We start from the raw sequence: 26,187 nt of genomic DNA, 5'->3' as shown, positions 1-26,187 counted from the left end.
AACTGCTATAATTTAAATGAGTCTTTTTAGAAAAATTTTTGGTTCTAAATCTAAAACAACAGAAGAAGAACTACAATCTGATAATCGTGGCAAATACATGCCAGAAATAAAACTACCAATAGATGAAAGGTTTACTATAAACTTTAAAACTAATGGTGGAAAGTTCTTGTATTGCGAAAATTTAAACGAGGTATTTGATTGCATGCAACAAATTATAAATGAAAATGATTGGCATGAATCAGGCGCTCTGGTTATTGATGAGAACTTAAAAGAAAAATTTTATAAATCTAATTTAAAAACCACGAGAATAGTATCACAAGCAGAATACATGCTTACCACCTGTGAAAACCTTATTGCAAATGATGGCTCTCTACTTATTTCGTCAAATCAAATTGCTGAAAAAAAATTAAGTGAATTACCTGACAACTTTATAGTTTTCTCCACAACAAGTCAAATTGTGGAAAACATAGGAGAAGGACTAAAGGGAATAAAGACGAAAAACAAACAAAAAATACCTACAAACATTACAACCATTAAGCACTTTAAATCTTGTGATGAAAAAGACTTCTTATCTTACGGAAGTAGTTCAAAAAACTTATATTTGTTGCTTTTAGAAGATCTTTAAGATGAAATGTAAAAAACACATTTTATTAACCAACTTATAAATTACATCTTTTCTTTTAAAAACTAAAACCAACAGATGAAAGACATTGCTATTCGCGCATTTTCAGGATTAATTTATGTACTACTACTTATTATTTCATTATATAATAAACATGCATTAATTCTTCTTTTTTTTCTTTTTGGTGTTATTTGTTTAGCAGAGTTTAAAAAACTTATTCAATTAAAAGGCTTTTTATCTTACATTATTTTTGCTGCTATTTATTTTATTTTTGGGTACTGGCAATTAGTAATGCAATCAAACACAGGACTAAATGAAGCGACACAAATACTTCAAGTTATTTCTATTTTTGTACTTTTATTATTGATTAAAGATTTGTTTTCAGAAAAAACAATTCCGCTTTTTAGCTCTAAAAGAAGGTTACTAACCATTTTTTATATATCTAGTGCATTTGTATTTTTAGTACTTATAGCTAATTATTACCCAGTATATAATCCTAATATACTTTTAGGTTGTTTTATATTAGTTTGGGTTAATGATACTTTTGCATACTTGGTTGGTTCTAGGTTTGGTAAACAGAAACTTTTTCCTAGTATATCTCCTAAAAAAACGGTTGAAGGTTTTCTAGGTGGTTTATTTTTTGCCTGTATATCCAGTTATTTTATTGCAGAATATACAAGCACATTAACATTTACTAATTGGCTAATCATTAGCATAATAGTAAGTGTATTTGGCACCTTAGGTGATTTAATTGAGTCTAAGTTTAAACGTCAAGCAAAAGTTAAAGATAGTGGTGTTATAATGCCAGGACATGGCGGATTGTTAGATCGGTTTGATAGCATTATATTTGCAGCTCCTTTTATTTATTTATTTTTAAGAATTATACATTATGTTTCATAAAGAAGGTTATAAAATAATTGCTATTACATTTATTATTGTAGTAGTTTCCTATTTACTAATAGATGCATTTATAGCTCTAAATTGGCTAAAAATGTTATTATTTACAGCTGTTGCTGTATTCTTAATTTTAATACTGCAGTTTTTTAGAAACCCAAAAAGAAACACCTTAAACAATGATAACCAAGTACTTTCTCCTGTAGACGGAAAAGTAGTAGTTATTGAAGAGGTTTTTGAAAAAGAATACTTTAAAGAAAAGAGGTTACAAGTAAGTGTATTTATGTCTCCTATAAATGTGCACGTAACCCGTTACCCTATTAACGGAAAAGTAGTATTTAGTAAATACCATCCTGGAAAATATTTAGTAGCGTGGCACCCAAAAGCAAGTGAAGAAAACGAACGTACAACTGTAGTTGTTGAAAGCAATACATATGGTAAAGTATTATACAGACAAATTGCTGGTGCTTTAGCTAAACGTATTGTAAACTATGCTAAAGTTGGTGATACTGCTATACAAGGTAGTGACTCTGGCTTTATTAAATTTGGTTCGAGAGTAGATTTATATTTACCTTTAGATACTAATATTAAAGTTTCACTTAACCAAAAAGTACGTGGTGGTGAAAGTATTATAGCAGAAATATAATGGCTTCTAAAAAATTAGATATCGCTTTCCTAGATGCTGTAACAAGAATAAATGCACATAAAGAACCGTTTCCTGCAGATTTCTTGCTTCGTTTATATGCATACTATAAAAAGGCTACTAATGACTATAGTAGACCTAGTAGTAGAAAAGAAATTATAAATGCATTTAAAACAAATGCCTTATTTCAAATTCAAAATATCACACCAGACGAAGCGAAACAAACCTATATAGACCTAGTGAATAATTACTTTTTATATAGAAAATGATACCCATTAATTATATTTTAGAAATGCCTGCTTTAGTAGGTATACTTTTTATAATTATAGGAATAATCATGTTTATATTTCCGCCAAAAAAAATCAATATGTTTTATGGTTATAGAACTAATCGCTCTATGAAACACCAAAAAAACTGGGATTTTGCACAAAAATATTCTTCTAAACTATTAGCATTAATTGGTGTTGCACTCACCGTTTTTTCTACACTAAATATCTTTTTTAAACTAAAAGATCAAACAGAAATGATTGTTAGTACCACTTTAATTATTGGCTCTATAATTTTTCTAATCGTAAAAACAGAAAACAAGCTTAAAAAATTATAGCTCTATATTCTGTTATTTAAAACATAAATATAGAGCTATAACTATTTTTTTATAAAGAAGTAGGTTATTACACTACTCTATTGTAATATACATTATTGTTTTTCAAGTACAAAATCTAAAGGAATACCTGTTGCTCCATTAGGAAAACTAGTTCCTAAAAGTGCAGAAATTGTTGGTGCAATATCTGTAATTACCGTTTTTTGTAAAGTACTTCCTTTAATTATTCCTTTTCCGTAGAATAAAAGAGGAACATGCGTATCATAATTTAAACCAGAACCATGAGTAGATCCTGTTTTGCTATAAGAAATAACTGCAGGATCATTAACCACCAACACATCACCCGAACGTTTTTGGTTAAATCCGTTTTGTAGTAATTCTTCAATTCCGCTAGTAAAATCTGTAGTTTGCATAGTCGTTGCAGAATATACTTTATCTATATTTTTATAGGTAATTATTTCGTTTACCAATGCTTCTTGTACAACTTGCAAATCTAAGCCAAGAAGAGCAATGCGTTCTCTGTTTAAAAATATTTGATTATTACTTGCGTTTTCTAATAAATCACTAGCACCAAATTTTTTAGAAATAAAATCATTTAATTTGCTTTTAAAATTTTTAGAGTCAAAATACCCTGAAGGAATATGTACACTTTGTAAATAAGAAGGCACATCTACTGCACCATGATCTGAAGTTAAAAACAAGGTGTAGTTACCCTCTCCTACTTTAGCATCTAAAGCAAGTATTAATCGTTCTATATCTTTATCTAAACGCAAGTAAGTATCTTCTACTTCTTTAGAGTTTACACCAAAATTATGACCTACATAATCTGTACTAGAAAAACTAACTGCTAAAACATCTGTATTAGTGTCTTGGCCTAGTTGTTCACCTTCAATTGCTGCAATAGCAAAATCTGCAGTTAAAGAGTTTCCGTAGGCTGTAGCTTTTAAAATATCATATCCGTTATTTTCTTTGCTTAACGTTTTTAAATCATAAGGAAACGTTGCTGTTTCTTTACCTTTAAAACCTCCTTCAAAAGTATTTAAATCTGCACCACTTTCTGTATATGTATTAATATCATATAAGGTATTCCATGTTTTTAAATAAGATTCTGCTGTTTCTGAAGCATTAAAATCATTTACCCATTTTGGTAAATGAGGCATATAAAAAGAACTTGTAATCCAGTTTCCTTCGTCTTTACCATGAAACCAATATGCTGCATTTGCTGTATGCCCTGCAGGTAAAATGGCACCTCTGTCTTTTAAAGCAATTCCAATGGTTTTTCCTCGCATTTGAGTAAACAATCTATTTTCATCTGCAAAAGATGTTGTTTTCATTCTTTTTGGAGACATTAGCCCTGCGTTTGCTTCTGTACCAACAGATTTTACATTTTCATCTTCAGCACAGTACACCATTTCTTTAATTTCTTTATCATACCAGTTGTTAGCTATAATACCATGATATTTTGGTGTTGTACCAGTATAAATAGAAGTATGACCTGGTCCTGTATACGTTGGTATGTAATTATAGTGGTTGTTTTTACAGTTAAAACCTTGGTTCATTAATTTTTTAAAACCACCTTCACTAAATTTAGAATAAAAACGTGATAAATAATCGTAGCGCATTTGGTCTACTACAATACCAACAACTAATTTAGGTGTTGTATTTAATTCTTTTTTAGCTTCTTGGCTTGTTTCTTGGCTAGTTTGTGTTGTTAAATTTGTTTGTGCTTTACAACTAAAAAACAAGGAGAAAACAAAAACATATAGTAAGTTTTTCATAATTGAAATATTATTTTTCAAACAAAAATACAGCTTTTATAAGTTTTAAATTTTCCTTTTTCAATTAATTTATCGTTAAATAAGTCATAGATTTTATACTTTAGCATTTACAAATTTATATATGACATACCTTCATAATATAGGAGCTTATTTTTTAATGATTAAAGACATGTTTCGCAAGCCAACAAAATGGTCTGTTATGAAAACATTAATCTTTAAAGATATAGATGACCTCATCATGGGATCACTAGGTATTGTTGCCTTTATATCCTTTTTTGTTGGTGGTGTAGTTACTATACAAACAGCATTAAATATAGACAACCCTTTAATACCAAAATATTTAGTTGGTTTTGCAACCAGACAATCTATTATATTAGAATTTGCACCAACTTTTATTTCTATTATTATGGCAGGAAAAGTAGGTTCGTTTATTACTTCTAGTATAGGTACCATGCGTGTTACAGAACAAATAGATGCTTTAGAGGTTATGGGTATTAATGCTATTAACTACCTTGTTTTTCCTAAGTTTATTGCTCTTATGTTGTATCCTTTTGTAATTTCTATAGCTATGTTTTTAGGTATTGTTGGCGGAATGGCAGCTTGCTTTTTTGGCGGTTATAGCTCTATAGATGATTATATTATTGGTATTCAAACAGATTTTATACCATTTCATATTGCTTATGCATTTATTAAAACATTTGCATTTGCTTTTCTTTTAGCAACCATACCTTCTTTTCATGGTTTTTATATGAAAGGTGGTGCACTAGAAGTTGGTAAAGCAAGTACTACTTCTTTTGTATGGACAAGTGTGGTAATTATTCTTTTAAATTATATACTAACCCAAATGTTATTAAGCTAATGATAGAAGTAAAAGATTTGCAAAAATCGTTTGGAGATGCTCATATTTTAAAAGGTATTACTACCACTTTTGAAAATGGAAAAACTAGTTTGGTTATTGGTCAAAGTGGTTCTGGAAAAACCGTTTTTTTAAAATGCTTATTGGGTTTATTTACCCAAGACGAAGGAACTATTACCTACGACGGAAACATATACTCACAACTAAATAGTGACCAAAAACGAGATTTACGTAGTAAAATGGGAATGGTTTTTCAAGGTTCTGCCTTATTTGATTCTATGACTATTGCAGAAAATGTAATGTTTCCATTACGCATGTTTACCAAGCAGAGTAAAAGTGAAATGCAAGATCGTGTAGATTTTGTTTTAAAGCGTGTAAATCTGCCAGATGCACATAATAAAATGCCTAGTGAAGCCTCTGGAGGAATGCAAAAACGTGTTGCTATTGCAAGAGCAATTGTTAATAACCCTAAGTATTTATTTTGTGATGAACCAAACTCTGGATTAGACCCTAAAACAGCAATTGTTATAGATAATTTAATTCAAGAAATTACAGACGAGTATAATATAACCACTATTATTAACACACACGACATGAATTCTGTAATGGAAATTGGTGAAAAGATTGTGTTTTTAAAAGATGGTTTAAAAGCTTGGGAAGGCTCTAAAGACAATATTTTTATTACAGATAATAAAGTAGTAACAGATTTTGTGTATTCTTCTGAACTGTTTAAAAAAGTACGTAAAATGTACTTAGAAGAAAGAAACACATAAACTATTGTCTTTTTAAAACAATAGTATCTGCTTTTACCTGTGTTTTAAGCCAATTAATTAACTCCTTATCTTTAATACTTTTAATACTATCATTTAATTTAGCATTCCATTTTGCTGAAGCTACATTAATAGTATCTACGTTAATAAAGTTATCTGAAACTAACATTTTAGCATAACCAAAGTATTCTAGATCAGAAAATTTAATTTTTGCATCTTTTGAAAGATTACTAAACGAAATAGTATTATTATTTTTATTTACAATACTAATTTCTTGCAATAGATTATCTACTTTTTCTTGTAAACTAGAAATAATTCTGTCTTTTTCATCTAATTCTCTAATTGCTCTATCATAAGCATCAGAAATTTTATCGAAACTTCTATTTTTATTACCACTAATATCTAGCTTAAAGTCTTTAATTTTCTCATAACCTTTAATTTCGTTATTTAAATCTGTTTCAGTAGCTTCATTAATTTCGCCATTAAAATAAAGTGTTATTTTTTTGTCTTCTATATCTAATGTTCCGTTTTGAAACCATAGATCTCTATTAGATTTAATTTCATTTTCAACATACTTATTATAATCGCTTTGCACACCACTTTCTTTAATAAAATTAACAAAAGTCCAAATTGCTGGAGCCATTACCAATATTGCTAAAAGGGAAGCTAGTTGCGCTATACGTTTTCTTTTTTTAGAATTTGCATATTTCAACATAGGAAAACGCAAAAGCTTTAAAACAATAAATGTAGCTAGGGCAATAAATATAGTATTAATTGTAAATAAATACATGGCACCAACAAAGTAATCCCAATTATGTGCCAATCCATAACCAGCTGTACACAAAGGAGGCATTAAGGCTGTAGCAATAGCAACACCAAAAATAACAGAAGCAATAGTGCCTTTTTTAGTTCTAGCAATAATTAATGCCATACCACCAAAAAAGGCTATTAATACATCACGAACATCTGGTTTTGTTCTACCAAAAAGCTCATTGGTTACTAAATCTGCTGTTGGAAAAAATTTAAAAAACAAAAATGCAGTAAGTAAACTTAGCACAATCATAATTGCTAAATTTATAAGCGATTTTTTTAAGGTATCAATGTCATTTAAAGCAATAGACATACCAACTCCTAAAATTGGTCCCATTAATGGAGATATAAGCATGGCTCCAATGACAACTGCAGTTGAATCTGCATTTAAACCCACCGAAGCTACAACAATAGAACAAATTAAAATCCATGCTGTAGCTCCTTTAAAAGAAATATCTCCTTTTATGGCATTTATAGTTTCGTCACGATCTGTATCCTCACGAAAATCTAAAAGCTCTAACATAAATATTTTTATGTTTTTCCAAAGACCTCTTGCGTCTTTTTTTACAGCTTCTTTAGACTGTTCTACCGCTTTTTCTTTAGCAGAACTCTCTTCTTCAGAAAAATTAAATTTATTCTCTTCGCTCATAATTAACCATAGTTCTCACCAAAATTATCTTTCACCTTTTGGAGTACATTTTTAATATCTTGCTCTTTTGCTTTCGGAAATATAAGCAAAACTTCGTCTTTATCTACAATAATATAATCTTGCAACCCATCTACTACCACTATTTTATCCTTTTTGGTACGTATCATGTTTCCAGAAGCATCTTCTGTTAAGGTTCTAGCATTTACAACGGCATTATTATCTTGATCTTTTTCAAGTTTATCATACAAGCTTCCCCATGTACCTAGGTCATTCCAATCAAATTCTGCTGGCAATACGTAAACATTTTTAGATGTTTCCATGATAGCATAATCTACAGATATATTTTCTGCTTTCTTATAATTTTCTAAAATAAAATCTTTTTCATATTCTGTATTATAAACAGCATACCCTTTTTCAAAAAGTGCTAATAATTCTGGCTGACTATTTTTAAATGCTTTTATTACGCTATTAACGCTCCACATAAAGATTCCAGCATTCCATAAAAAATTTCCTTGCGCTATAAATTTTTTAGCTGTTTCATAATCTGGCTTTTCTCTAAATTGATTAACGCTTTTTATTGCTGCATTTGCTTCTTTTTCATACTCAATATACCCAAAACCTGTATTAGGAAATGTTGGTTTTATACCAAGTGTCATTAAAGCATCATTTTCTGCACAAAAATCAAAAGCCTGTTGTACGTTTTTTGTAAAAGCATTTTCATCTTCTATCCAGTGGTCACTTGGTGCCACTAGCATTACTGCGTCTTTATTTTCTTTCTGAATTTTTAATGAAGCATATAAAATACAAGGAGCCGTATTACGCATAGCAGGTTCTAGTACTACTTGACGTTTAGTAACTTGAGGCAATTGCTCTAATACCAAATCATTATACATAGCATTGGTTAATATGAATATATTTTCTTGCGGAATTATTTTTGCTAAACGGTTAAATGTTTTTTGAATAAGCGTCTCTCCTGTTCCTAACATATCATGAAACTGTTTAGGAAATTCTCTTGTACTTACAGGCCAAAACCTTGATCCTACTCCTCCTGCCATTAATATGGCATAATTATTTTTATTCATACTGCTAATTTACTAATTCTACTTCTGCATTAGGATTAAAAAGATACAATTTTCCGGTTGTAGCCTCTACACACTCAATGCGTTTTACACGTTTTTTACCTTTTATAAACACTCTACCATTGTAAAGTTTAAAAGACTTACCCAAAGGTACTTGAAAAACATAGTTTTTATTATTTGGTTCGTCGAATTGCTTTAAAGCAAAGGCCAGTTGCGTGTCTGTGTCGCTAGAAGCTTTTGGGTTTTTAAAATGTTTAGCCAATAATGGCAATAATTGTAAAGGAAAGACTTCTGGGTTTAAAACCGGAAGCATTAGATGTTGAAACGTATGTTTCCATTCTTTACCATGCGGTTTTATTGCGTTTCCATATTTTTTAAAGGCCTCTAAATGTGCTATTTCATGAATTAAAGTAATTAAAAATCGGTAACTATTTAAATTTGCATTGATGGTTATTTGGTGCTTATTATTAGGCAGTTTTCTATAATCACCATGTCTTGTTTTTCGTTCTTTTTTAATTGTAACCACCAAATTATCCTGCTTTAACAAATTTAAAACATAAGGAATTGCTTGTTTAGGAATATGGTTTTGAAGCGTGCTTTGCATAAAGGCAAAAATAGTTTATCTATTTGAATTTGTAAAAGAATTCGCGTAACTTAGATAAATCCCTAATATTGGCCATTTGTAAGTTACATTATTGCAACTGGCAGTAAATTAAACACGTAAAAAAGTGCTTATGAAAACTAATTTATCAAAAATTAAATCGGAAATAGATAACTATGTACAAGAATCTAACTTAACGGAATTACAGGTTGTTGAAAAGCTAAAAGATTATTATTTCAATAAAAAGGTCAATGAAAACTTAAAGCTTTACAAAAAAGGAAAGAAAAAGGTTCGTGACATCACTAAAGATTTAAAACTCTCGCCTAGAAAATTTTATGCCATTTTAGAAAAGAAAAACATACAACATAAAAAATACAATAAAGAGTCTTAGTTTTTAGTTTTAGCATCACAATTCTAATACTTCAAAATAATACATCCATATTATAAAAGCTATTATTTTATTATGCTTAACCATTAAAATAGAAAGAAAAGAACTTAAGTACTGCTAAAAAACTGCTAGCTAAAATAAAAGGCTCTATACAATTAGAGCCTTTTATTTATTTCTTTTTATTTACTTGTCAATAAAATTAAGGAGTAGAATTAGAAACCTGCAACATTTTACCATTGTACAATTGATTTCCTGTAAGTGCAAATTCCTTAATATAAGTTGCCATTTGTAATGCTGTTGTTGGTACATTATAATCTGGAAAAGCTTCTTTTAGCATTTCGGTTTGTACAGCACCTAAAGCTAATACATTAAATTGTGGTCCTGTTTCTTTGTATTCTTCGGCTAGCAATTCTGTTAATGTAATTACTGCTCCTTTACTAGAGCTGTAAGCTGCAAGTCCTGGAAACTTCATACTTCCTTGTACGCCTCCCATAGAGCTAATAGTCACTACATGACTATCTTGCAGCATAAAAGGCAAGGTAATTCTTGTCATTTCGGCAACGCCAAAAACGTTTGTTTTATATACGTATTCAAAATCTTGCATGCTAGTTTCTGCAAATGGTTTATTTAATAAAGTTCCAGCATTATTAATCAAGATATCTACTTGCTTCCATTCGGTTTTAATAAAGTCTTCTACTTTTTTATAGTCTTCGGTTTTTCCTAAATCAAAAGACATTGAAGTTACATTTTCAATATGTAGATTATGTATTGGTTGTGCATTACGTGATAAAGCCAAAACACGATGTCCTTGATTTGCAAAAAGTTGCACTAGCTCAAAACCAATTCCTCTACTGGTTCCTGTAATGATAATATTTTTCATTTAATTTCTGTTTAGAAGTTTAATAAATAGGTTTTTTAATTCCTTGTTATCTACAAAAGTACTTGTTTGCGCTTCTATCTGTTCTTTTGTGTATTTAATTCTTTCGTCTACTAATGGATGACTACTAATATATTCTATACCTCCAAAATCTTCTATTTTGGTTTCTTCTTTTAAGATTTGAAAAAGCTCCAGCATGCCTTCCGGATTTATATTATTTTCATATAACAATTCCAATCCGCCTTCGTCTGCTTCCTGTTCTAAATCCCGCGAATAACTCATACTTTTAAAAAGGTGTGCATTTTCTACAAAAACAGAAGTAACACCATTGATATCTCCGAATATTACAGATAGAAAAATATAGCCAGAAAGATCTCTACTTACATTTCGTAACACATGACGATTATTAATATGCGAAACTTCGTGACCTAATAATGCGGCTAATTGATTTTCGTTTGTTAGCTTATCTAGTAATCCGGAATACACTACAATTTTCCCTCCAGACATTGCAAATGCGTTCACATCTTTAGAGTCTACCACATATAATTCTAACGGAAATTCTGCATTTAATTCTAAATGACCTGCAAATTCTTGTAAGATTTCAGAGCGTTCTTCATTGATATCTAATTCCGATTTAATTGCATTAAAAACAAAATTGCCAAACTCACCTACGTAATTTGTGTGCAATGTTTGTGCAAATTTTTCGGCAACATTAGGAATGACATAAAAATACATACCAACACTAATACCTACAATTAATAAGGCTAATGTTGCAATAGACTTGAGTGTGAATTTATGTAGCGCCAAATCTACTTTGTTGTACAATCTTTTTTGCTGAGCGTGTTTCTCTATTTCAGAAATTAGTAAAGCATCTTTACATTCTATATACTGAAAAGGATATTGGCCATAACTAAAACTTTTTAGATTTTTAGTATATACTTTAGAAGGTTTAATATTAGGAACATCCCAACGAATATCATTAGTAAACGAATTATTCTCGTCTATAATTATTTTCCAATAGGAAGGATACACAGTAAGTTTCGCATCTGTGGGTTTTGATGATTTTCCGTCAAAATATTTTATATTAAACGATCTCACTATAAAAGGTCTAAGTCAAAGAAATCTAAATAATCATCTCCTGCTGCATCGTCATAATCATCTATTGCTTCTTGTTGAATGTCGTCTTCATTAAACACACCTTCTAATGCTAAATTATTAATAAAAAAAGCAAGTGTTCTTGTAGCTACCCAAGGAGCGGCTAAACCTAATGTAAATACAATTAAAATTGCATTTACAAATATTAAACTAAATACATCTCCAGCGCTAATATTAAACGTTGTTTTAATTCTTTCTTCTCCTTGATATAACTCGATATGCTGAATATTAAATTGATACAATTCGCGCATATACCAAAAAGAATAAATACCAAAAGTGATGTAGGATAAGAAAACGCCTTTTAAATGAATTAAGAATAAATCTAATCCATCACCTGTAAAGTTAAAAGTGATATTGCCAAATTTTAAGTGTTTGGCTATGTACGCTTTTAAATTAACTTGAAACCAGTGTCCATAAATACCAAAGGTTATTATGGTTAATAAAAAGCCTTTAACACATAATTGGTACATCTCTTTTCTGCTTCCAAAGTATTTAAAATGTATGCCTCGCCAAGACGATCTAGATGACCTATATCTTGCCGATCCATGAATTGCTAATGGAATAATTAAAATAATAGCACCATAGAATACTAAAACAGCTATTGCAGCCATTCCTGCCATTTCTGTAGCTGTTGCAAAAATTACAAACAAGTATAGTGATACAAATAACACATATACCTTTATAAACCCCTTGAAAACTTCTTTACCAGTACCATGAAAAGTAAAACGGTTGCCTTTAAATTCTGTTGCCTGATAAAGATATTTTAGCTTCTCTACTTTTGCCCACGGATAATACAATCCTAAACTAAGGATAGTTAATAATAAATTCTTAAAAAAAATGATGGCATATTCAGAGCCTTTTCCTAAAAAGGAAAACGTATGAGTAGTAGATTTGGTAGGTATTATTTCCATGTATTTGTTTATTATTTTAAATTAAGGGGATATTACAACAATTATTACTGTTGTTATTGGGTGTTTTTTACGGATTAAGAATAATTTCTTTAGTAGGTGTATTACTCATTTTCTCAATTCCAGGTAGTATGGTATTAATAAGATTTGCCATATGATTATAATCTAATTTATCTGCTTCATCATCTACATGATGGTAATAGTCATAATTAGACAAATCACAAGAAGATATAGTATGACAAGGTAAATTAAATTCTTTGTAAAATGGATAATTATCTGAATGTGTAAACAGGTTATACTTTTTGGCTATTTCTGAAAACCCAATAACATTTGCATCTAAATAGTTATTCAATTTTTCTGCCATATTAGATTTTTCATAACCTGTAATAAAAGCGGTGTAATCTCTATCTATAAAAGGCACTCCTATCATTTCTAGGTTAACCATAGTATATAGGTTTACATTTTGAGCTTTTAATTTTTTTGCTAAATGCATAGAACCTAACAAACCTTTTTCTTCTGCTGAAAACAATACAAAAAGTAAACTACGTTTATTATTTTTTTTAGCAGCAAAATATTTTGCTATAGCAATAACAGAACTTGTTCCTGCTGCATTATCATTAGCTCCATTAGCAATAGAATCATTGGCAACTACTTTTTTTGATATACCAATATGGTCGTAATGCGCACCAATAATTATATATTCTTTTTGCAGTTCTTGGTCATTTCCTTTTATAACACCAACCACATTATAGGCATTTAAACTATCTACTTTAAAAGGATCTTTATAGGTTTTAAAATAAGGTTTAACTCCTAATGTTTTAAACTGATTTTCAATATACGTTGCTGCTTCTTCTATACCTTGAGAACCTGTATCTCTTCCTTGTAAAGCATCTGAAGCTAAAAAGGCTACGGTTTCTTTTAATTCATTACTAGTAATTGTTACGGTTTCTATTTTTTCTTTAACCTCTTTTTTACAGCTATAAATTAGCATTAAAGAAAGTAATACAACTATTTTTTTCATTGAATAAGATTTAGAGTTTAAAGATAAAAAAACCTGATTCAAAATAATTGAATCAGGCTTTTGTTTTATTTATATTCTTTGCTTACGCTCAGAATGACATGATTTAAATACAATAATGCTTAAACTAACATAGTAACAGGATTTTCAATATACTCTTTAAGAGTTTGTAAAAACTGTGCTCCTGTTGCACCATCTACTGTTCTGTGGTCACAAGCAAGTGTTAGTTTCATAGTATTACCCACTACTATTTTTCCTTCTTTTACTACTGGTTTTTCAATAATGTTTCCAACAGAAAGAATTGCAGAATTAGGCTGATTAATAATAGATGTAAAACTTTCAATACCAAACATTCCTAAATTAGAAATAGTAAAAGTACTGCCTTCCATTTCATCTAATGCTAGTTTTTTATTTCTAGCTTTACCAGCATATTCTCTTACTGCAGCTCCAATTTGTGGTAAACTTTGCTCATTGGCAAACTTGACAACAGGAACTAACAAACCATCTGGTACAGCTACAGCAACACCAATATGTACATGGTTATTTAATTGCATTCTGTCATCAAACCATTGTGAGTTTACTTGTGGATGTTGTTTTAATGCTAAAGCACAAGCTTTAACAATTATATCATTATAAGATATTTTTGTGTCTGGTATAGAATTGTATTGTTTTCTAAACGCTATAGCGTTCTCCATATCAAACTCCACATTTAAATAATAATGAGGTGCTGTAAACTTAGATTTCGCTAAGTTTTTAGCAATTGCTTTACGCATATTTGAATTTGGTACCTCATCAAAATCTTCTTGTCCTGTTGGTACAAATTTACCAACAGATGCCGAAGAAGCTGCAGGAGTAAAGTTTTCAATATCACGTTTTACAATTCTTCCGTTTTCACCAGAACCAGTTACTTGTGATAAATTGATACCTTTTTCTTCTGCCATTTTTTTAGCTAAAGGCGACACAAAAACTCTTGCATTAGAAGATGAAGTTGAACTTGCTGTTTTAGCAGCAGGTTTAGCAACTTCTTTTTTAGGTGCTTCTTTTTTAGGCGCAACAGCTTTAGGAGCTTGTTCTTTTTTTGCAGGTGCTCCTGCTACAGTAAAGTTTTTAGCAATTTCAGAAACATCTGTTCCTTCTGGGCCAATAATAGCTAAAAGCGAGTCTACTTTTGCAGAATCTCCTTCGTTTAGACCTATATATAATAAAGTTCCTGATTGAAAAGATTCAAACTCCATTGTAGCTTTATCTGTTTCAATTTCAGCAAGGATATCTCCTTCTTCAACTTGCTCTCCAATTTTTTTCATCCAAGTAGCAACAGTACCTTCTTCCATAGTATCACTTAACCTTGGCATAGTAACTACTATTACTCCTTCTGGTATTTCTGGCGAAGTACTCGCTACAGTACTAGTATCTGTATCTTCTTTTTCTTCAGCTTTAGGAGCTTCTTCTTTTGCTCCAGAAAGTAATGCAGAAATATCTTCTCCTTCTTCACCTATAATAGCTAAGAGTTCATCTACTTTAGTAGTTTCCCCTTCTTGTACGCCTATATGTAATAAAACACCTTCATGAAAAGACTCAAACTCCATAGTAGCTTTGTCTGTTTCAATTTCTGCAAGAATATCACCTTCTTCTATTTTATCTCCAACTTTTTTAAGCCACGTTGCAACAGTACCTTCTTCCATAGTGTCGCTCAATCGAGGCATATTTATTATTTCTGCCATAGCTTATAGTTTATGTTGTAAAAATGGATAATCTTCTTGTTCGTAAACGGCATCATACATTACGCTTTTTTCTGGGTAAGGAGATTCTTCAGCAAATTTTTCACATTCACTTACTAAATCTTTTACACGCTTAGCAATTTCTTTAATATCGTCTTCAGTAGCATAGTTTTTTTCTAAAATAACTTCTTTTACTTGCGTAATAGGATCTATTTTTTTGTACTCTTCTACTTCGTCTTTAGTTCTATAATGTTGCGCATCACTCATAGAATGCCCTCTATATCTATATGTTTTCAACTCTAAAAATGTTGGTCCATCACCACGACGAGCACGTTCTAATGCTTCATCAAAAGCTTCTGCTACTTTTATTGGGTTCATACCATCTACAGGTCCGCAAGGCATTTCATATCCTAAACCTAGTTTCCAAACATCGGTATGGTTTGCTGTACGCTCTACAGAAGTTCCCATGGCATACCCATTATTTTCACAAACAAAAACTACAGGTAGTTTCCATAGCATTGCCATGTTAAATGTTTCGTGTAAAGAACCTTGTCTAGCAGCTCCATCACCAAAACAGCAAATGGTTACAGCTCCTGTATTGTGGTATTTATCTCCAAAAGCAATTCCTGCTCCTAAAGGTATTTGACCACCAACAATACCATGTCCTCCATAAAATCCTTTTTCTTTTGAAAAAATATGCATAGAACCACCAAGACCTTGAGAGGTTCCTGTTGCTTTACCATATAGTTCTGCCATTACACGTTTAGGGTCTACACCCATTCCTATTGGTTGTACATGATTTCTGTATGCAGTTATCATTTTATCTTTAGAAAGGTCCATAGCATGTAAAGCTCCTGCTAATACCGCTTCTTGACCATTATAAAGATGAAGAAAACCTCTTACTTTTTGTTGAATATATACTGCAGCTAGTTTGTCTTCAAACTTTCGCCAGAATAACATATCCTCATACCATTTAAGGTATACTTCTTTCGTGATTTTTTGCATTTGTTAGTGCTACTTTAAAGAAATTATAATACTCTAATTTATGTTGCCAATTTAAAATTGGAATTTGTTGGTTTCATTTTAAAGTTACTATGATAATACTTTTTCAAAATGAATTCCACTAACAAAAGTAACACTTTAGTTAGGAATAAAAAAGGGAGAAAATTGCAAAATTTTTCGAAATCGATTTCGAAAAGACTAAAGTGCCGATTTATCAAAACCTAATGGAAGTAAATTAGCTAAAGAATTAGATTTAACTACTTTTCCTGTTTCGCCCATAAAATAAATTTGAATATCTTCATTTTGGTTTACTTCATATTCTGCAATTGCTTGTCTGCATGCACCACAAGGAGGTATTGGCACCATAGTTTGCTGTGTGATAGATCCTGCCACTATTGCCATAGTTTTCATTTTAACATTTGGGTATTTAGCTCCTGCATAATAAATTGCTGTACGTTCTGCACATAAGCCAGAAGGATAAGATGCGTTTTCTTGATTGCTACCAGTTACAACTTCTCCGTTTTCTAATGCTATTGCTGCTCCTACAAGAAATTTAGAATAAGGTGCATAGGCTTTTTTTCTGGCTTCTATTGCTTGTTCCATTAACGAAGCAATATCTTTTGGTAATTCATTAAAATCATCAAAAACGGTAAGAGTAGACTCTATTTTTATTTCTTTCATCTGTTCGTTTTTATTCCTCCTTTATATAATAGTAGGAAGTAACATGTAAAGTTAATTATTCTTTTTAAGAATGCATTTTAGTTGAAAAGTAAGGTTTTTAAATCTAAAAACGGTTTTACAATTGTTATTAGACAAAAAAACTATTGTTTATAACAATAGTTTTTTTTTATTTTATTAAAACTTACGATTCTTGATACTATCTGTTTGTTTCTCACAAAGCACTTAAAGTACATTGTTTTTTTATTAATATTCTGTGTATGTATCTGGACCAAGATTAAATGCTAAAGAAAAACGTAAAGTGTTTTCTAAAGGGCTTTGTACTTTAGACGCAGAGAATAAATACGATAAATCTACTGTTACTGCACTAAATTTAAAACCTGCACCTAATGCAAAAAACTTTCTAGCACCTTTTTCTTCCGCTTCATTGAAATATCCGGCTCTAAAAGCAAAGGAGTCTTGGTATCTGTATTCTGCACCAATAGCGTATGTAAACTCTTTAATTTCTTCACTAAATCCTCCTGGAGCATCTCCAAAAGATTGAAACATTCCTGAAATAAAACTTACATCTGGATCTTTACCATCTATAATAACATCTGTTTCTGAAGCTTCTACTTGTTCTGTTGTTTGAAAATCTCCATCATCTTCATTAAAAACACCATCCTCATTTACGTCTGTAAACACCGTTTTATCTCCATAAATAGGAGGTGTAGGTACCAACAACTTGGTTACTTCACCTGTAACTGCAATAGTATTATAGTCGTCTAAAATAAAATCAAAACCACCACCTAAACGTAAAGTTGTTGGTTGAAAGTTTTCTGCTCCACCTTCTGAGTATTTAAATTTTGGACCAATATTTTGAATAGCAAAACCTAAACGTGTTCTACCATTATAGCTATTGTATGCTTCTTCTTCACTTTGGTAATATCCGGAAACATCTACACCAAAAGTACTTGCTGCTTTAGCATCCTCATCAAAACCATCTAGTTTTAAATCAGAGTTTAAAAAACGCATAGCTACAGACATAGCAAATTGTTCGCTTAATTTTAAAGAGTACGCAACATCTAGTGCAAACTCATTTGGTTTTTGTATTAATGGTGTTGAGTTTTCATCTTCAACAAACTCAATTTCACCATAACTAAAATATTTTAAACTTGCAGAAACAGCACTTCTTTCATTTAATCTATTATAATAAGAGACATAAGAAATAGCAATATCATTTACTAGTTTACTTAAATAAGGTGTATAGTTAAGAGAAAACCCTTGTTTATCTGTTGAAAACGCATATTTAGATGGATTCCATTGTTGTGAATTTGCATCTACAGATGTAGCTACACCCATATCTCCCATTGCTGCACCTCTAGCGTCTGGTGCTATTAAAACAAAAGGCATACCTGTAGTAATTACTCTAGAATCGGTTGAATTTGGAGTTATCTCTACAGTATCTTGTGCATTTAATTTTACAAATAATGAAAAGCATGCTATAGCTAAAATTGACTTCTTCATATAGTGGTTTTTATTTAACAAATATAATTTAATATTATAGTATTACAAGTTTCTCTATTTTTTCGACTTGCTTATTTAATGTATTAGAACGAACGGTTAACTTATATACATAGACTCCTTTACCTATTTTGTCTCCAAAATCATCACGACCATCCCAAACAATATCTCTTGATAGTGCAGATGCTCCTTGGCCACAACATTCAGAGGTGTTAGTTTGGCCATTTAACGTTCTTACCAACTTACCAGAAACGGTGAATACTTGTACTGAAACGTCTAAAGGCTCTGAACTATTGTGATTAAACCAAAATTCTGTATAATTTACAAATGGATTAGGGTAATTTAATACATTATTAATTACTAATTCTTGATCTTCATCATATACCACAAATTGTATTTCTTGTGTTGATGAGTTGTTATACACATCCCAAGCTTTTAATGTTAAGGTATGTAAGCCTGGTTCAAGGTCTCTAAACGGGTAGTTTACTAAGCCTTTGGTATAGTCATCTACTTCTGTTTCGTAATAATCATTTAAGGTATAAGGGTTTGTTTCATCTCCATCAATAATTGCAACAATATCGTGTCCTATTCCACTGGCAGTATTGATTCCGTTTTCATCTTCTAATTTCACTAATAACGAAGGAGACTCATTAGTAATACCTCCAGAAACAAAACTTTCGTCGTTCATGTATAGTGTAATTAATGGTCCAACATTATCTTCTGGTGCATCTGCATTGATACCTCCTATTTTAATTGTTTCTATACTAGCACCTGCTTGGTCTTGTAGAAAAGGAATTTCTGATTTTGCATAAAAACTAGCTTTACCAAAACCTACAGGAATACCAATATCTCTAGGTACCACAAAATCGAATTCAAATTGCCCATTGGTTATAGATGCTTGTCCTCTAAAAATAATTTCACCAAGAGTTGTAAAGTCTAAGTAAATAAGACTATTCCCTTCTCGTGTATAATCATTAGCTAATGTTGTTCTATCAATGTCTTTATCATAAATAGTTGTAGATAATACGCCATTATAATTTGTAAGTACATTACCAGAAACATCTGTTACCTCACCAGATAATTTTACAAGACTTAAGGCTTCTAGTGTATCTGTTTCCTCAGCAATTGGCACATCATTAATTTTAGTAAGTCTAATATTTGGTTTAGCAAAGGTTAATTTCATTGCAGGATCACCAATAAAAAACACTAATCTTCTTTGCGAAATATTTGAAATAGAAGGATCATTTTTTGTTAACCTTAACGCTTCTGCTACAGAAGGGTATTCATCATCTTCATAATCATCTGAATCATTATAAGAAAACATATATTCTCCTAAAACTTCATTAAAGGTAATACCAACACTAACAAAAATCTGTCTTGTTGTTGTAACTAAAGAAGCAGCTCCTCCTGTAGCATTCCAAAAAGTATATTCTCCTGCAGTTGGTCTTAACGGGTTATCAAACCTGGTGTACTCACAGGTTACCGTAACAAAACAATTGTATTTACATACATTATTAACATTTTGTGCATCTGTTTTTTGAAAAATACGCTCATGAGCAAGTCCATCTTCTCCACCATGACCAAAATAATTAACTACAAGCGCTCCGTTTTCCATTGCCTTTGTCATTGCTTCTGTTACTTGCGGGTAACGATCACCTCCTGCAGATGCTTCTTGTGAGTAAGCATCACTATGTATTTTTATAGGATTTAAAAAAGGCTTATTCTCTTCGATGGTATTTGCAAGTTCATCTGTTGTTTCTTGTAAAACCTTTTCCCAAGCTTCGTCAACATCATCAGACACTACCACAAAATTATTTCGCCAGCTACCATAGCTAGCTTCATTATGATAGGATATAATTTTATCTACAACTTCTTTAGCTTGTTGTGTTGAACTAACAAGAACTCTACCAACAGCTATATCTAATTTATCTGAAACAGCCATTGTTCCTTCATTCTCATCCATCATTCCATAAAAATCATCAGAAACAAAAGAATTTGTTAAATTAAAACTTTCTATTGCATGCCATGAAGGCACAATATTAGTGTTGTTTGTAATTCTATCTTTATAATCTATAGATCCGTCACCAAAAAGGCATAAGTATTTTATTCTGTTTTCTGCGGTACTAGCATTATCATAAATATATTTTACAAAATTTCTAATAGCACCAATATCTTGATTTCCTGTACTAAACTCTGTATATATTCTATCTAAAGATTCTACTTTAACATTTAAACCATATTGCTGTCTATTTATTTCGGCCATTCTTTCTGCTTGAGAGACTAAATAAGTAGGAGCAACAATTAAATAATCTACATCTTCAAATTCTCCTTGATCATTTAAAAAAATGGTTCCTTTTAAATCTTGGTTGGCAACACTTGTGCTGGCATCTCTTTTAGGTTCATAAAAATCTAAATTGGTTACAATTGCATACTCTTTTAAACTTCCCATAGTAGAAGTAAAACTCATGGTTGAGTTTGCATCTGTATTTATAGCTGTAGTTATATTATACAAATCTGTAATATCCCATACTTCTGAAACATTAGCCGTATTCGTTATTGTATACCTTGCAGTACCTGAATTTCTGGAAACCTCGTTGTTTTTAAAAACAAACTGGTTGCCAGAAAAGTTTAATGCTCGAGTAGCTTCTATAGCAATAAAATCTAAATATGCATTTGCGCTTGGGTTACCAGCATTATCATGATTTAAAGTTACAGCAATATCGGCAGAATTAATATTTATATTTCCGTTAAAAAAAGATTCCACAGCAAGGTTAGGATCACTAGCCGCAGCAATATTTAAAGTAGTAACAGCGCTATTGTTTACATCTACTTGCATACTTGTAGCTGTTTCGGCATCTGATGCTACATATACTTTAAGTGATGCTGGTTCTGTAGTAACTATGTCTGGAAAACTAAAATTAAAAGTTTTACTATTTTCCACATCAAATTCATCACCAAACCATCTTCTACCTACACTTACTAGGTTATATTCATCAACTTCATGAAATTGATAATCTTGAAATTGATTAATTTCTAAATCCACAGTACCACTTGGCTGTATAAAAGGTTGTACTCTTTTTCCTTGACCTGGACCTATATTAATATAATAAAATGTTTTATCTGTATACAAATTAATATTTGTATTGCTTTCAGATTCATATCCTCTTGGGCCTCTTGCGTAGAACAAAATATAATCTTCATCATCAAAAACCCCATCATTTTCACCAACTACTCGAATAGCATTTTCTGTAACATCAAAAGGATATACTTCTGCATTTGAATACGGTATCATTTGCCCTCCATTACCAAACAACTTTATATTTCTTGGGTCTACATCATTAGTATTCACACCAATTGCATTTAAAAAACTTTTAGAAATTTTAAAAACACCTGTAGTATCTACATAAAACTTATGCCATGAACCAGAACTAAGTACAGAGTTCGTTATTTCTCTTCTTGAAGAGCTTGAGAACCTAGAGCTGTTGCTATTGTTATTATAGTTTACAGTAAAGGATGTTATTTTTTTATAAACTCCATTTTCTTTGATAATAGGAGAAACCATTAAATACGCATTACGCTTATCTCTTGCTATAGAATTAGCTAAACTATATTTTAAGGCATTAGGAATTGTTTTTAAATCCACTCCTTTTAATTCACTTAAAGAAATATTAGCATAAGCGACTCCTGTTAAAGTAACTGAAGACTCATTAACATAGCTTGAAATATCCCATTGTGCTACAAATTGCAAACCATCTTTTAGAGAATAACTAAAATTTTCTTCATTAAAGTGAGGAACTTCAATAGAAAAATTTCCGTTAGAAATTGTTTGATAATCTTGCCAAGTTATTTGAAACGTTTTCTGTTGAGAGAACATAACAAAAGACAATATAAGCGAAAGTATAAGTAGTATCTTTTTCATTGCATAAATAACGTGAATAATTGTATGTTATTATTAAAAAACTAACATTTTTAAAAAACGGATCAAAAATACAATAATATTTTATAAAATTGTGCGTTATTAGTTCTACAAATGAACGGTCAAATCACAAAAAACATCGTTATAATGTTTGATAACAAGGGTGAAATGCAATTTTTTTTTAATCAATTTTTACAATTTTACTTGTAGTATTGGCTTTAATTCTTATATTGCGTCACTAAAAATAACAAGAAGCTTACTTTAAAAGTATGAACATGAAAAAAGTAATATTATTATTAATCTTAGCAGTATCTGTAACTGCAGTTAGCTGTAAAAGATCAAGTTCTAAAAACACCTCTAGAGCAACAGGTTGGAAAATAAATGCTAAAGAAGGTGGTTTTCAGTACAATGAAAAATTTAAAGAGCAAGAAACAGCTCCAGGTTTAGTTTTTGTAGAAGGTGGTACTTTTACAATGGGTAAAGTTCAAGATGACGTAATGCATGATTGGAACAATACGCCTAACCAACAACACATTCAATCTTTTTATATGGATGAATCTGAGGTTACTAACTTTATGTACTCACAATACTTATATTGGCTAAAATCAACCTACCCTCCTACTGAAGAAAACTTTAAAGCAATCTATAATGGTGCTCTTCCAGATACATTAGTATGGAGAAACCGTTTAGGATACAATGAAGTTATGACAAACAATTACTTGCGCCATCCTGCTTATGCAGAATACCCTGTAGTTGGTGTTAGCTGGATTCAAGCAGTTGAATTTGCTAACTGGAGATCTGACAGATACAACGAGTTAAACCTTGAAAAAGCTGGTTACCTTAAAAGAGATGCTAAAACTTTAGAAGCAACAGCAGACGCTAACTTTAACACAGACACGTATATTAATGCACCAACGCAGACATATGCTGGTAATGAAGAAATAATTGTTCCTGATGGTGGAAATCGTAATAGAAATATTAGAACAGATGCTGAAGGAAACCAAACAAATAAATTTGCTACAAGAGAAACTGGTATAATTTCACCTATGTATAGACTACCAACCGAAGCAGAATGGGAATATGCTGCCTTAGGAATGTCTGATGTAAGAAGCTACAACACATATAGAGGTAGAAAAAAATATCCTTGGAGCGGTCAATACACACGTACAGGTAAACGTAAAGTTCGTGGTGACCAAATGGCCAACTTTAAACAAGGAAAAGGAGATTACGGTGGAATTGCTGGATGGAGTGATGATGGAGCTGATATTACAAAACAAGTAATGTCTTTTCAAGCTAATGATTACGGTTTATATGACATGGCCGGAAATGTTGCAGAATGGGTAGCCGATGTTTACAGACCTATTGTAGATGACGAATTTAATGACTTTAACTACTATAGAGGAAACGTTTATACTAAAAATGCTTTAAACGAAGATGGTACAGTAAAAATTGTTACTTCTGATGATATTGTTTATGACACGTTATCTAACGGAAAAGTTGTTGCAAGAAACCTTCCTGGTGAAATTGCTCAAGTAGGTGTTGATGAAAACGAAACATACTTAAGAACAAACTTTGACAGAAGTGATAACCGTAACTTTAGAGATGGAGACAAACGTTCTTCTAGACAATATGCCGATTCTTTTGATGAAGAAGAAGGTGGTGAAGCAAGTGAAAGTTCTGAAGTAACTAGAAAAATGTACAACTCACCTAAGCACCAAGTAGAAACAGATTCTACAGGAGCTATGATACGTGAGTATGACCAATCTAGCAAACGTACTTCTTTAATTAATGACGAAGTAAGAGTTTACAAAGGTGGTTCTTGGAAAGATAGAGAGTATTGGCTAGACCCTGCTCAAAGACGTTACTTCCCACAAGATATGGCAACAGACTATATTGGATTTAGATGTGCAATGTCTCGTGTAGGTTCTAAATCTAAACAGCAAAACAAATCAAAGAATTAATAATTCTTTTTATAAATAAAAAAAGTCCTGACACTAGTCAGGACTTTTTTTTATACATTTATTTTACAAAATAAACATGTTAAAAACAATACATTGCCTTAGTAAATAATAACATGTGACAGTAAAAAATAATATAGAAAAAGCATGGAGATAGCAGAATTACATAAACTCTTTTTACAAAGCAATAAAGTAAGTACAGACACAAGAAAAATAGAAAAAGACAGTATTTTTTTCGCTTTAAAAGGCGATAATTTTAATGGAAATACATTTGCCGCACAAGCACTAGAAAATGGCGCTAAATATGTTGTAATTGATCAAGTAGCGTTTCATACAAACAACCAAACTATTCTTGTAAAAAACACACTAAAAACATTACAAGAATTAGCTACATATCATAGAAATTATTTAAAAGTAAAAATCATAGCTTTAACTGGAAGCAACGGCAAAACAACAACTAAAGAATTAATAAACGCTACCCTATCTCAAAAATATAAAACAGTAGCTACTATTGGTAATTTAAATAATCATATTGGTGTTCCGTTAACACTCTTATCTATGTCTACCAACACAGAAATAGGTATTGTCGAAATGGGAGCAAATCATTTGCATGAAATTGAATTTCTTTGTAAAATAACGCAACCTGATTATGGTTATATTACAAACTTTGGAAAAGCGCATTTAGAAGGTTTTGGCAGTACAGAAGGCGTAATACAAGGTAAAACAGAATTATACCATTATTTAATAGCAAACAATAAACATATATTTTTTAATGCAGATGATTCAGTTCAAGCCAATAAGTTAAACGGTTATATTAAAAAATCTGGTTTCTCTCAAAGCAATAAAGAATATTATAATATATCACTTATAGAAGCCAATCCGTTTGTTACATATAAAATAGAAGACACTACCATTACATCAAACCTTATAGGAGCTTACAACTTTACAAATTTATCTGCAGCTTCTACTATTGCAAAATATTTTAATATAAGCTTAGAAAGCATTAAAACAGGCATTGAAAATTACACACCCAAAAATAATAGGTCACAAATAATTACCATAAAAAACAATAAAGTAATACTTGATGCGTATAATGCTAACCCAACTAGCATGCTAGCAGCTTTAACAAACTTTTCTAATTTAAAAGACAATAACAAAGCCGTTATTTTAGGAGACATGTTTGAATTAGGAAACGAATCAAAAAAAGAACATCAAAACATAGCACAACTAGTTATTGATTTAGATTTTGACATAGTATATTTAGTTGGTGAAAATTTCTATAAAACGGAAACACCTTCAAATAAAGTAAAGAAATATAAATCTTTTGAAGATTTTAAAAACAGTTTTACAAAACCTAAAAACACTACATTATTAATTAAAGGTTCTCGAGGTATGGCTTTAGAAAGAACTTTAGATTTTATGTAAAACTATTATTAGCAACAAATAAATATTATTTAATAAACTAATTATTAGAACAGCCCAAAAATTCTTTATTTATAAACACTAAAGCATCAGAAAGTCCAGAAGCACTTGTTTAGCAAACTATATTTAGAACAATAATAGGTTGACTGCTATTACAAAAAGCACTATAACATTTATTACAATCATCATCTGCTGTACAACTATATAAAAAAAGATTAAAATCTAGAATAAAGGTTTTAAAACCTAAAGCATAAATAGAATCGAATTTCTTAATTATTACAAATAAAAAAACCTGATATAAAATATATCAGGTTTTTTTGAAGTGGGCGACAAGGGATTCG

The 26,187-nt window shown here is 30.8% G+C and carries 23 protein-coding genes; 10 read left to right on the top strand and 13 right to left on the bottom strand.

The genetic code is table 11. From position 1 onward, the window contains the following. The first annotated feature begins 16 nt into the window (after positions 1–16). The 5 genes from KO494_RS02835 to KO494_RS02815 all read left to right on the top strand — a co-directional run bounded on the left by KO494_RS02835 (position 17) and on the right by KO494_RS02815 (position 2,763). A complete protein-coding gene (locus KO494_RS02835; protein WP_215966083.1) occupies positions 17–625 on the top strand; it encodes an LUD domain-containing protein in 609 nt (202 codons plus the stop codon). 75 nt (positions 626–700) lie between these two features. Beyond that, complete coding sequence (locus KO494_RS02830; protein WP_215966082.1) at positions 701–1,522, top strand: phosphatidate cytidylyltransferase; 822 nt, start codon at positions 701–703, stop codon at positions 1,520–1,522. After that, on the top strand, positions 1,512–2,162 hold the full coding sequence (locus tag KO494_RS02825) for a phosphatidylserine decarboxylase family protein (protein ID WP_215966081.1): 651 nt from the start codon (positions 1,512–1,514) through the stop codon (positions 2,160–2,162). The genes KO494_RS02830 and KO494_RS02825 overlap by 11 nt, the downstream gene beginning before the upstream one ends. Next, the gene (locus tag KO494_RS02820) at positions 2,162–2,428 is read left to right on the top strand and encodes an acyl-CoA-binding protein (protein ID WP_215966080.1); all 267 of its coding nucleotides are present in this window, start codon (positions 2,162–2,164) and stop codon (positions 2,426–2,428) included. The genes KO494_RS02825 and KO494_RS02820 overlap by 1 nt, the downstream gene beginning before the upstream one ends. Continuing rightward, positions 2,425–2,763 carry an SdpI family protein gene (locus KO494_RS02815; RefSeq protein WP_215966079.1) on the top strand — a complete coding sequence of 113 codons (339 nt, stop codon included), beginning with the start codon at positions 2,425–2,427 and terminating at the stop codon, positions 2,761–2,763. The genes KO494_RS02820 and KO494_RS02815 overlap by 4 nt, the downstream gene beginning before the upstream one ends. Before the next feature lie 92 nt (positions 2,764–2,855). On the opposite strand, the gene pafA is transcribed toward KO494_RS02815, so the two are convergent. After that, entirely contained in the window at positions 2,856–4,538 is a 1,683-nt protein-coding gene (gene pafA / locus KO494_RS02810) for an alkaline phosphatase PafA (protein WP_215966078.1), read from the bottom strand. 121 nt (positions 4,539–4,659) lie between these two features. On the opposite strand from pafA, the gene KO494_RS02805 reads away from it, so the two are divergent. Together KO494_RS02805 and KO494_RS02800 are read left to right on the top strand one after the other, a co-directional pair. Continuing rightward, a complete protein-coding gene (locus tag KO494_RS02805; RefSeq protein WP_215966077.1) occupies positions 4,660–5,397 on the top strand; it encodes an ABC transporter permease in 738 nt (245 codons plus the stop codon). Next, entirely contained in the window at positions 5,397–6,167 is a 771-nt protein-coding gene (locus KO494_RS02800) for an ABC transporter ATP-binding protein (protein ID WP_215966076.1), read from the top strand. Before KO494_RS02805 ends, KO494_RS02800 begins: the two co-directional genes overlap by 1 nt. A gap of 1 nt (position 6,168) precedes the next feature. Here the strand turns inward: KO494_RS02800 and KO494_RS02795 are convergent, their stop codons facing one another. From KO494_RS02795 to KO494_RS02785, 3 genes are read right to left on the bottom strand one after another with little or no spacing between them, the layout of a single operon-like run. Next, positions 6,169–7,623, bottom strand: coding sequence for a DUF389 domain-containing protein (locus KO494_RS02795; RefSeq protein ID WP_215966075.1), 1,455 nt, complete (start codon positions 7,621–7,623; stop codon positions 6,169–6,171). Positions 7,624–7,625: 2 nt separating this feature from the next. Beyond that, entirely contained in the window at positions 7,626–8,705 is a 1,080-nt protein-coding gene (locus tag KO494_RS02790; RefSeq protein WP_215966074.1) for a mannose-1-phosphate guanylyltransferase, read from the bottom strand. Between the two features lie 4 nt (positions 8,706–8,709). Further along, a complete protein-coding gene (locus KO494_RS02785) occupies positions 8,710–9,306 on the bottom strand; it encodes a SprT-like domain-containing protein (RefSeq protein ID WP_215966073.1) in 597 nt (198 codons plus the stop codon). Positions 9,307–9,436: 130 nt separating this feature from the next. Between KO494_RS02785 and KO494_RS02780 the strand changes: the two genes are divergently transcribed. Further along, positions 9,437–9,694 carry a hypothetical protein gene (locus KO494_RS02780; RefSeq protein WP_215966072.1) on the top strand — a complete coding sequence of 86 codons (258 nt, stop codon included), beginning with the start codon at positions 9,437–9,439 and terminating at the stop codon, positions 9,692–9,694. A gap of 196 nt (positions 9,695–9,890) precedes the next feature. Here KO494_RS02780 and KO494_RS02775 read toward each other — a convergent pair whose 3' ends face one another. From KO494_RS02775 to porU, 9 genes are all read right to left on the bottom strand, one after another. Continuing rightward, entirely contained in the window at positions 9,891–10,571 is a 681-nt protein-coding gene (locus KO494_RS02775; RefSeq protein ID WP_215966071.1) for an SDR family oxidoreductase, read from the bottom strand. Continuing rightward, positions 10,572–11,666 (bottom strand): M48 family metallopeptidase, encoded by a 1,095-nt coding sequence (locus KO494_RS02770; protein ID WP_215966070.1) that lies wholly within the window; start codon positions 11,664–11,666, stop codon positions 10,572–10,574. Beyond that, positions 11,666–12,634, bottom strand: coding sequence for a DUF898 family protein (locus KO494_RS02765; protein ID WP_215966069.1), 969 nt, complete (start codon positions 12,632–12,634; stop codon positions 11,666–11,668). The genes KO494_RS02770 and KO494_RS02765 overlap by 1 nt, the downstream gene beginning before the upstream one ends. A gap of 67 nt (positions 12,635–12,701) precedes the next feature. After that, complete coding sequence (locus KO494_RS02760; protein ID WP_215966068.1) at positions 12,702–13,652, bottom strand: M28 family peptidase; 951 nt, start codon at positions 13,650–13,652, stop codon at positions 12,702–12,704. A 119-nt stretch (positions 13,653–13,771) separates the two neighbouring features. Then, positions 13,772–15,370, bottom strand: coding sequence for a pyruvate dehydrogenase complex dihydrolipoamide acetyltransferase (locus KO494_RS02755; protein WP_215966067.1), 1,599 nt, complete (start codon positions 15,368–15,370; stop codon positions 13,772–13,774). 3 nt (positions 15,371–15,373) lie between these two features. Then, positions 15,374–16,372 (bottom strand): pyruvate dehydrogenase (acetyl-transferring) E1 component subunit alpha, encoded by a 999-nt coding sequence (pdhA, locus tag KO494_RS02750; protein ID WP_215966066.1) that lies wholly within the window; start codon positions 16,370–16,372, stop codon positions 15,374–15,376. A gap of 195 nt (positions 16,373–16,567) precedes the next feature. Then, complete coding sequence (gene cdd / locus KO494_RS02745; protein WP_215966065.1) at positions 16,568–17,050, bottom strand: cytidine deaminase; 483 nt, start codon at positions 17,048–17,050, stop codon at positions 16,568–16,570. 243 nt (positions 17,051–17,293) lie between these two features. Beyond that, positions 17,294–18,553, bottom strand: coding sequence for a type IX secretion system outer membrane channel protein PorV (porV, locus tag KO494_RS02740; protein WP_215966064.1), 1,260 nt, complete (start codon positions 18,551–18,553; stop codon positions 17,294–17,296). Positions 18,554–18,587: 34 nt separating this feature from the next. Further along, complete coding sequence (gene porU / locus KO494_RS02735; RefSeq protein ID WP_215966063.1) at positions 18,588–22,469, bottom strand: type IX secretion system sortase PorU; 3,882 nt, start codon at positions 22,467–22,469, stop codon at positions 18,588–18,590. 266 nt (positions 22,470–22,735) lie between these two features. Here porU and gldJ point away from each other — a divergent pair, with 266 nt between their 5' ends. Next, positions 22,736–24,427, top strand: coding sequence for a gliding motility lipoprotein GldJ (gene gldJ / locus KO494_RS02730; protein ID WP_215966062.1), 1,692 nt, complete (start codon positions 22,736–22,738; stop codon positions 24,425–24,427). A gap of 144 nt (positions 24,428–24,571) precedes the next feature. After that, the gene (murF, locus tag KO494_RS02725; RefSeq protein WP_215966061.1) at positions 24,572–25,849 is read left to right on the top strand and encodes a UDP-N-acetylmuramoyl-tripeptide--D-alanyl-D-alanine ligase; all 1,278 of its coding nucleotides are present in this window, start codon (positions 24,572–24,574) and stop codon (positions 25,847–25,849) included. The last annotated feature ends 338 nt before the right edge of the window (positions 25,850–26,187 follow it).

The organism is Lacinutrix sp. C3R15 (assembly GCF_018860825.1).
Taxonomy (GTDB): domain Bacteria; phylum Bacteroidota; class Bacteroidia; order Flavobacteriales; family Flavobacteriaceae; genus Oceanihabitans.
The sequence above is the reverse complement of the archived record's forward strand: the minus strand, read 5'-3'. Positions and strand labels throughout refer to the sequence as shown.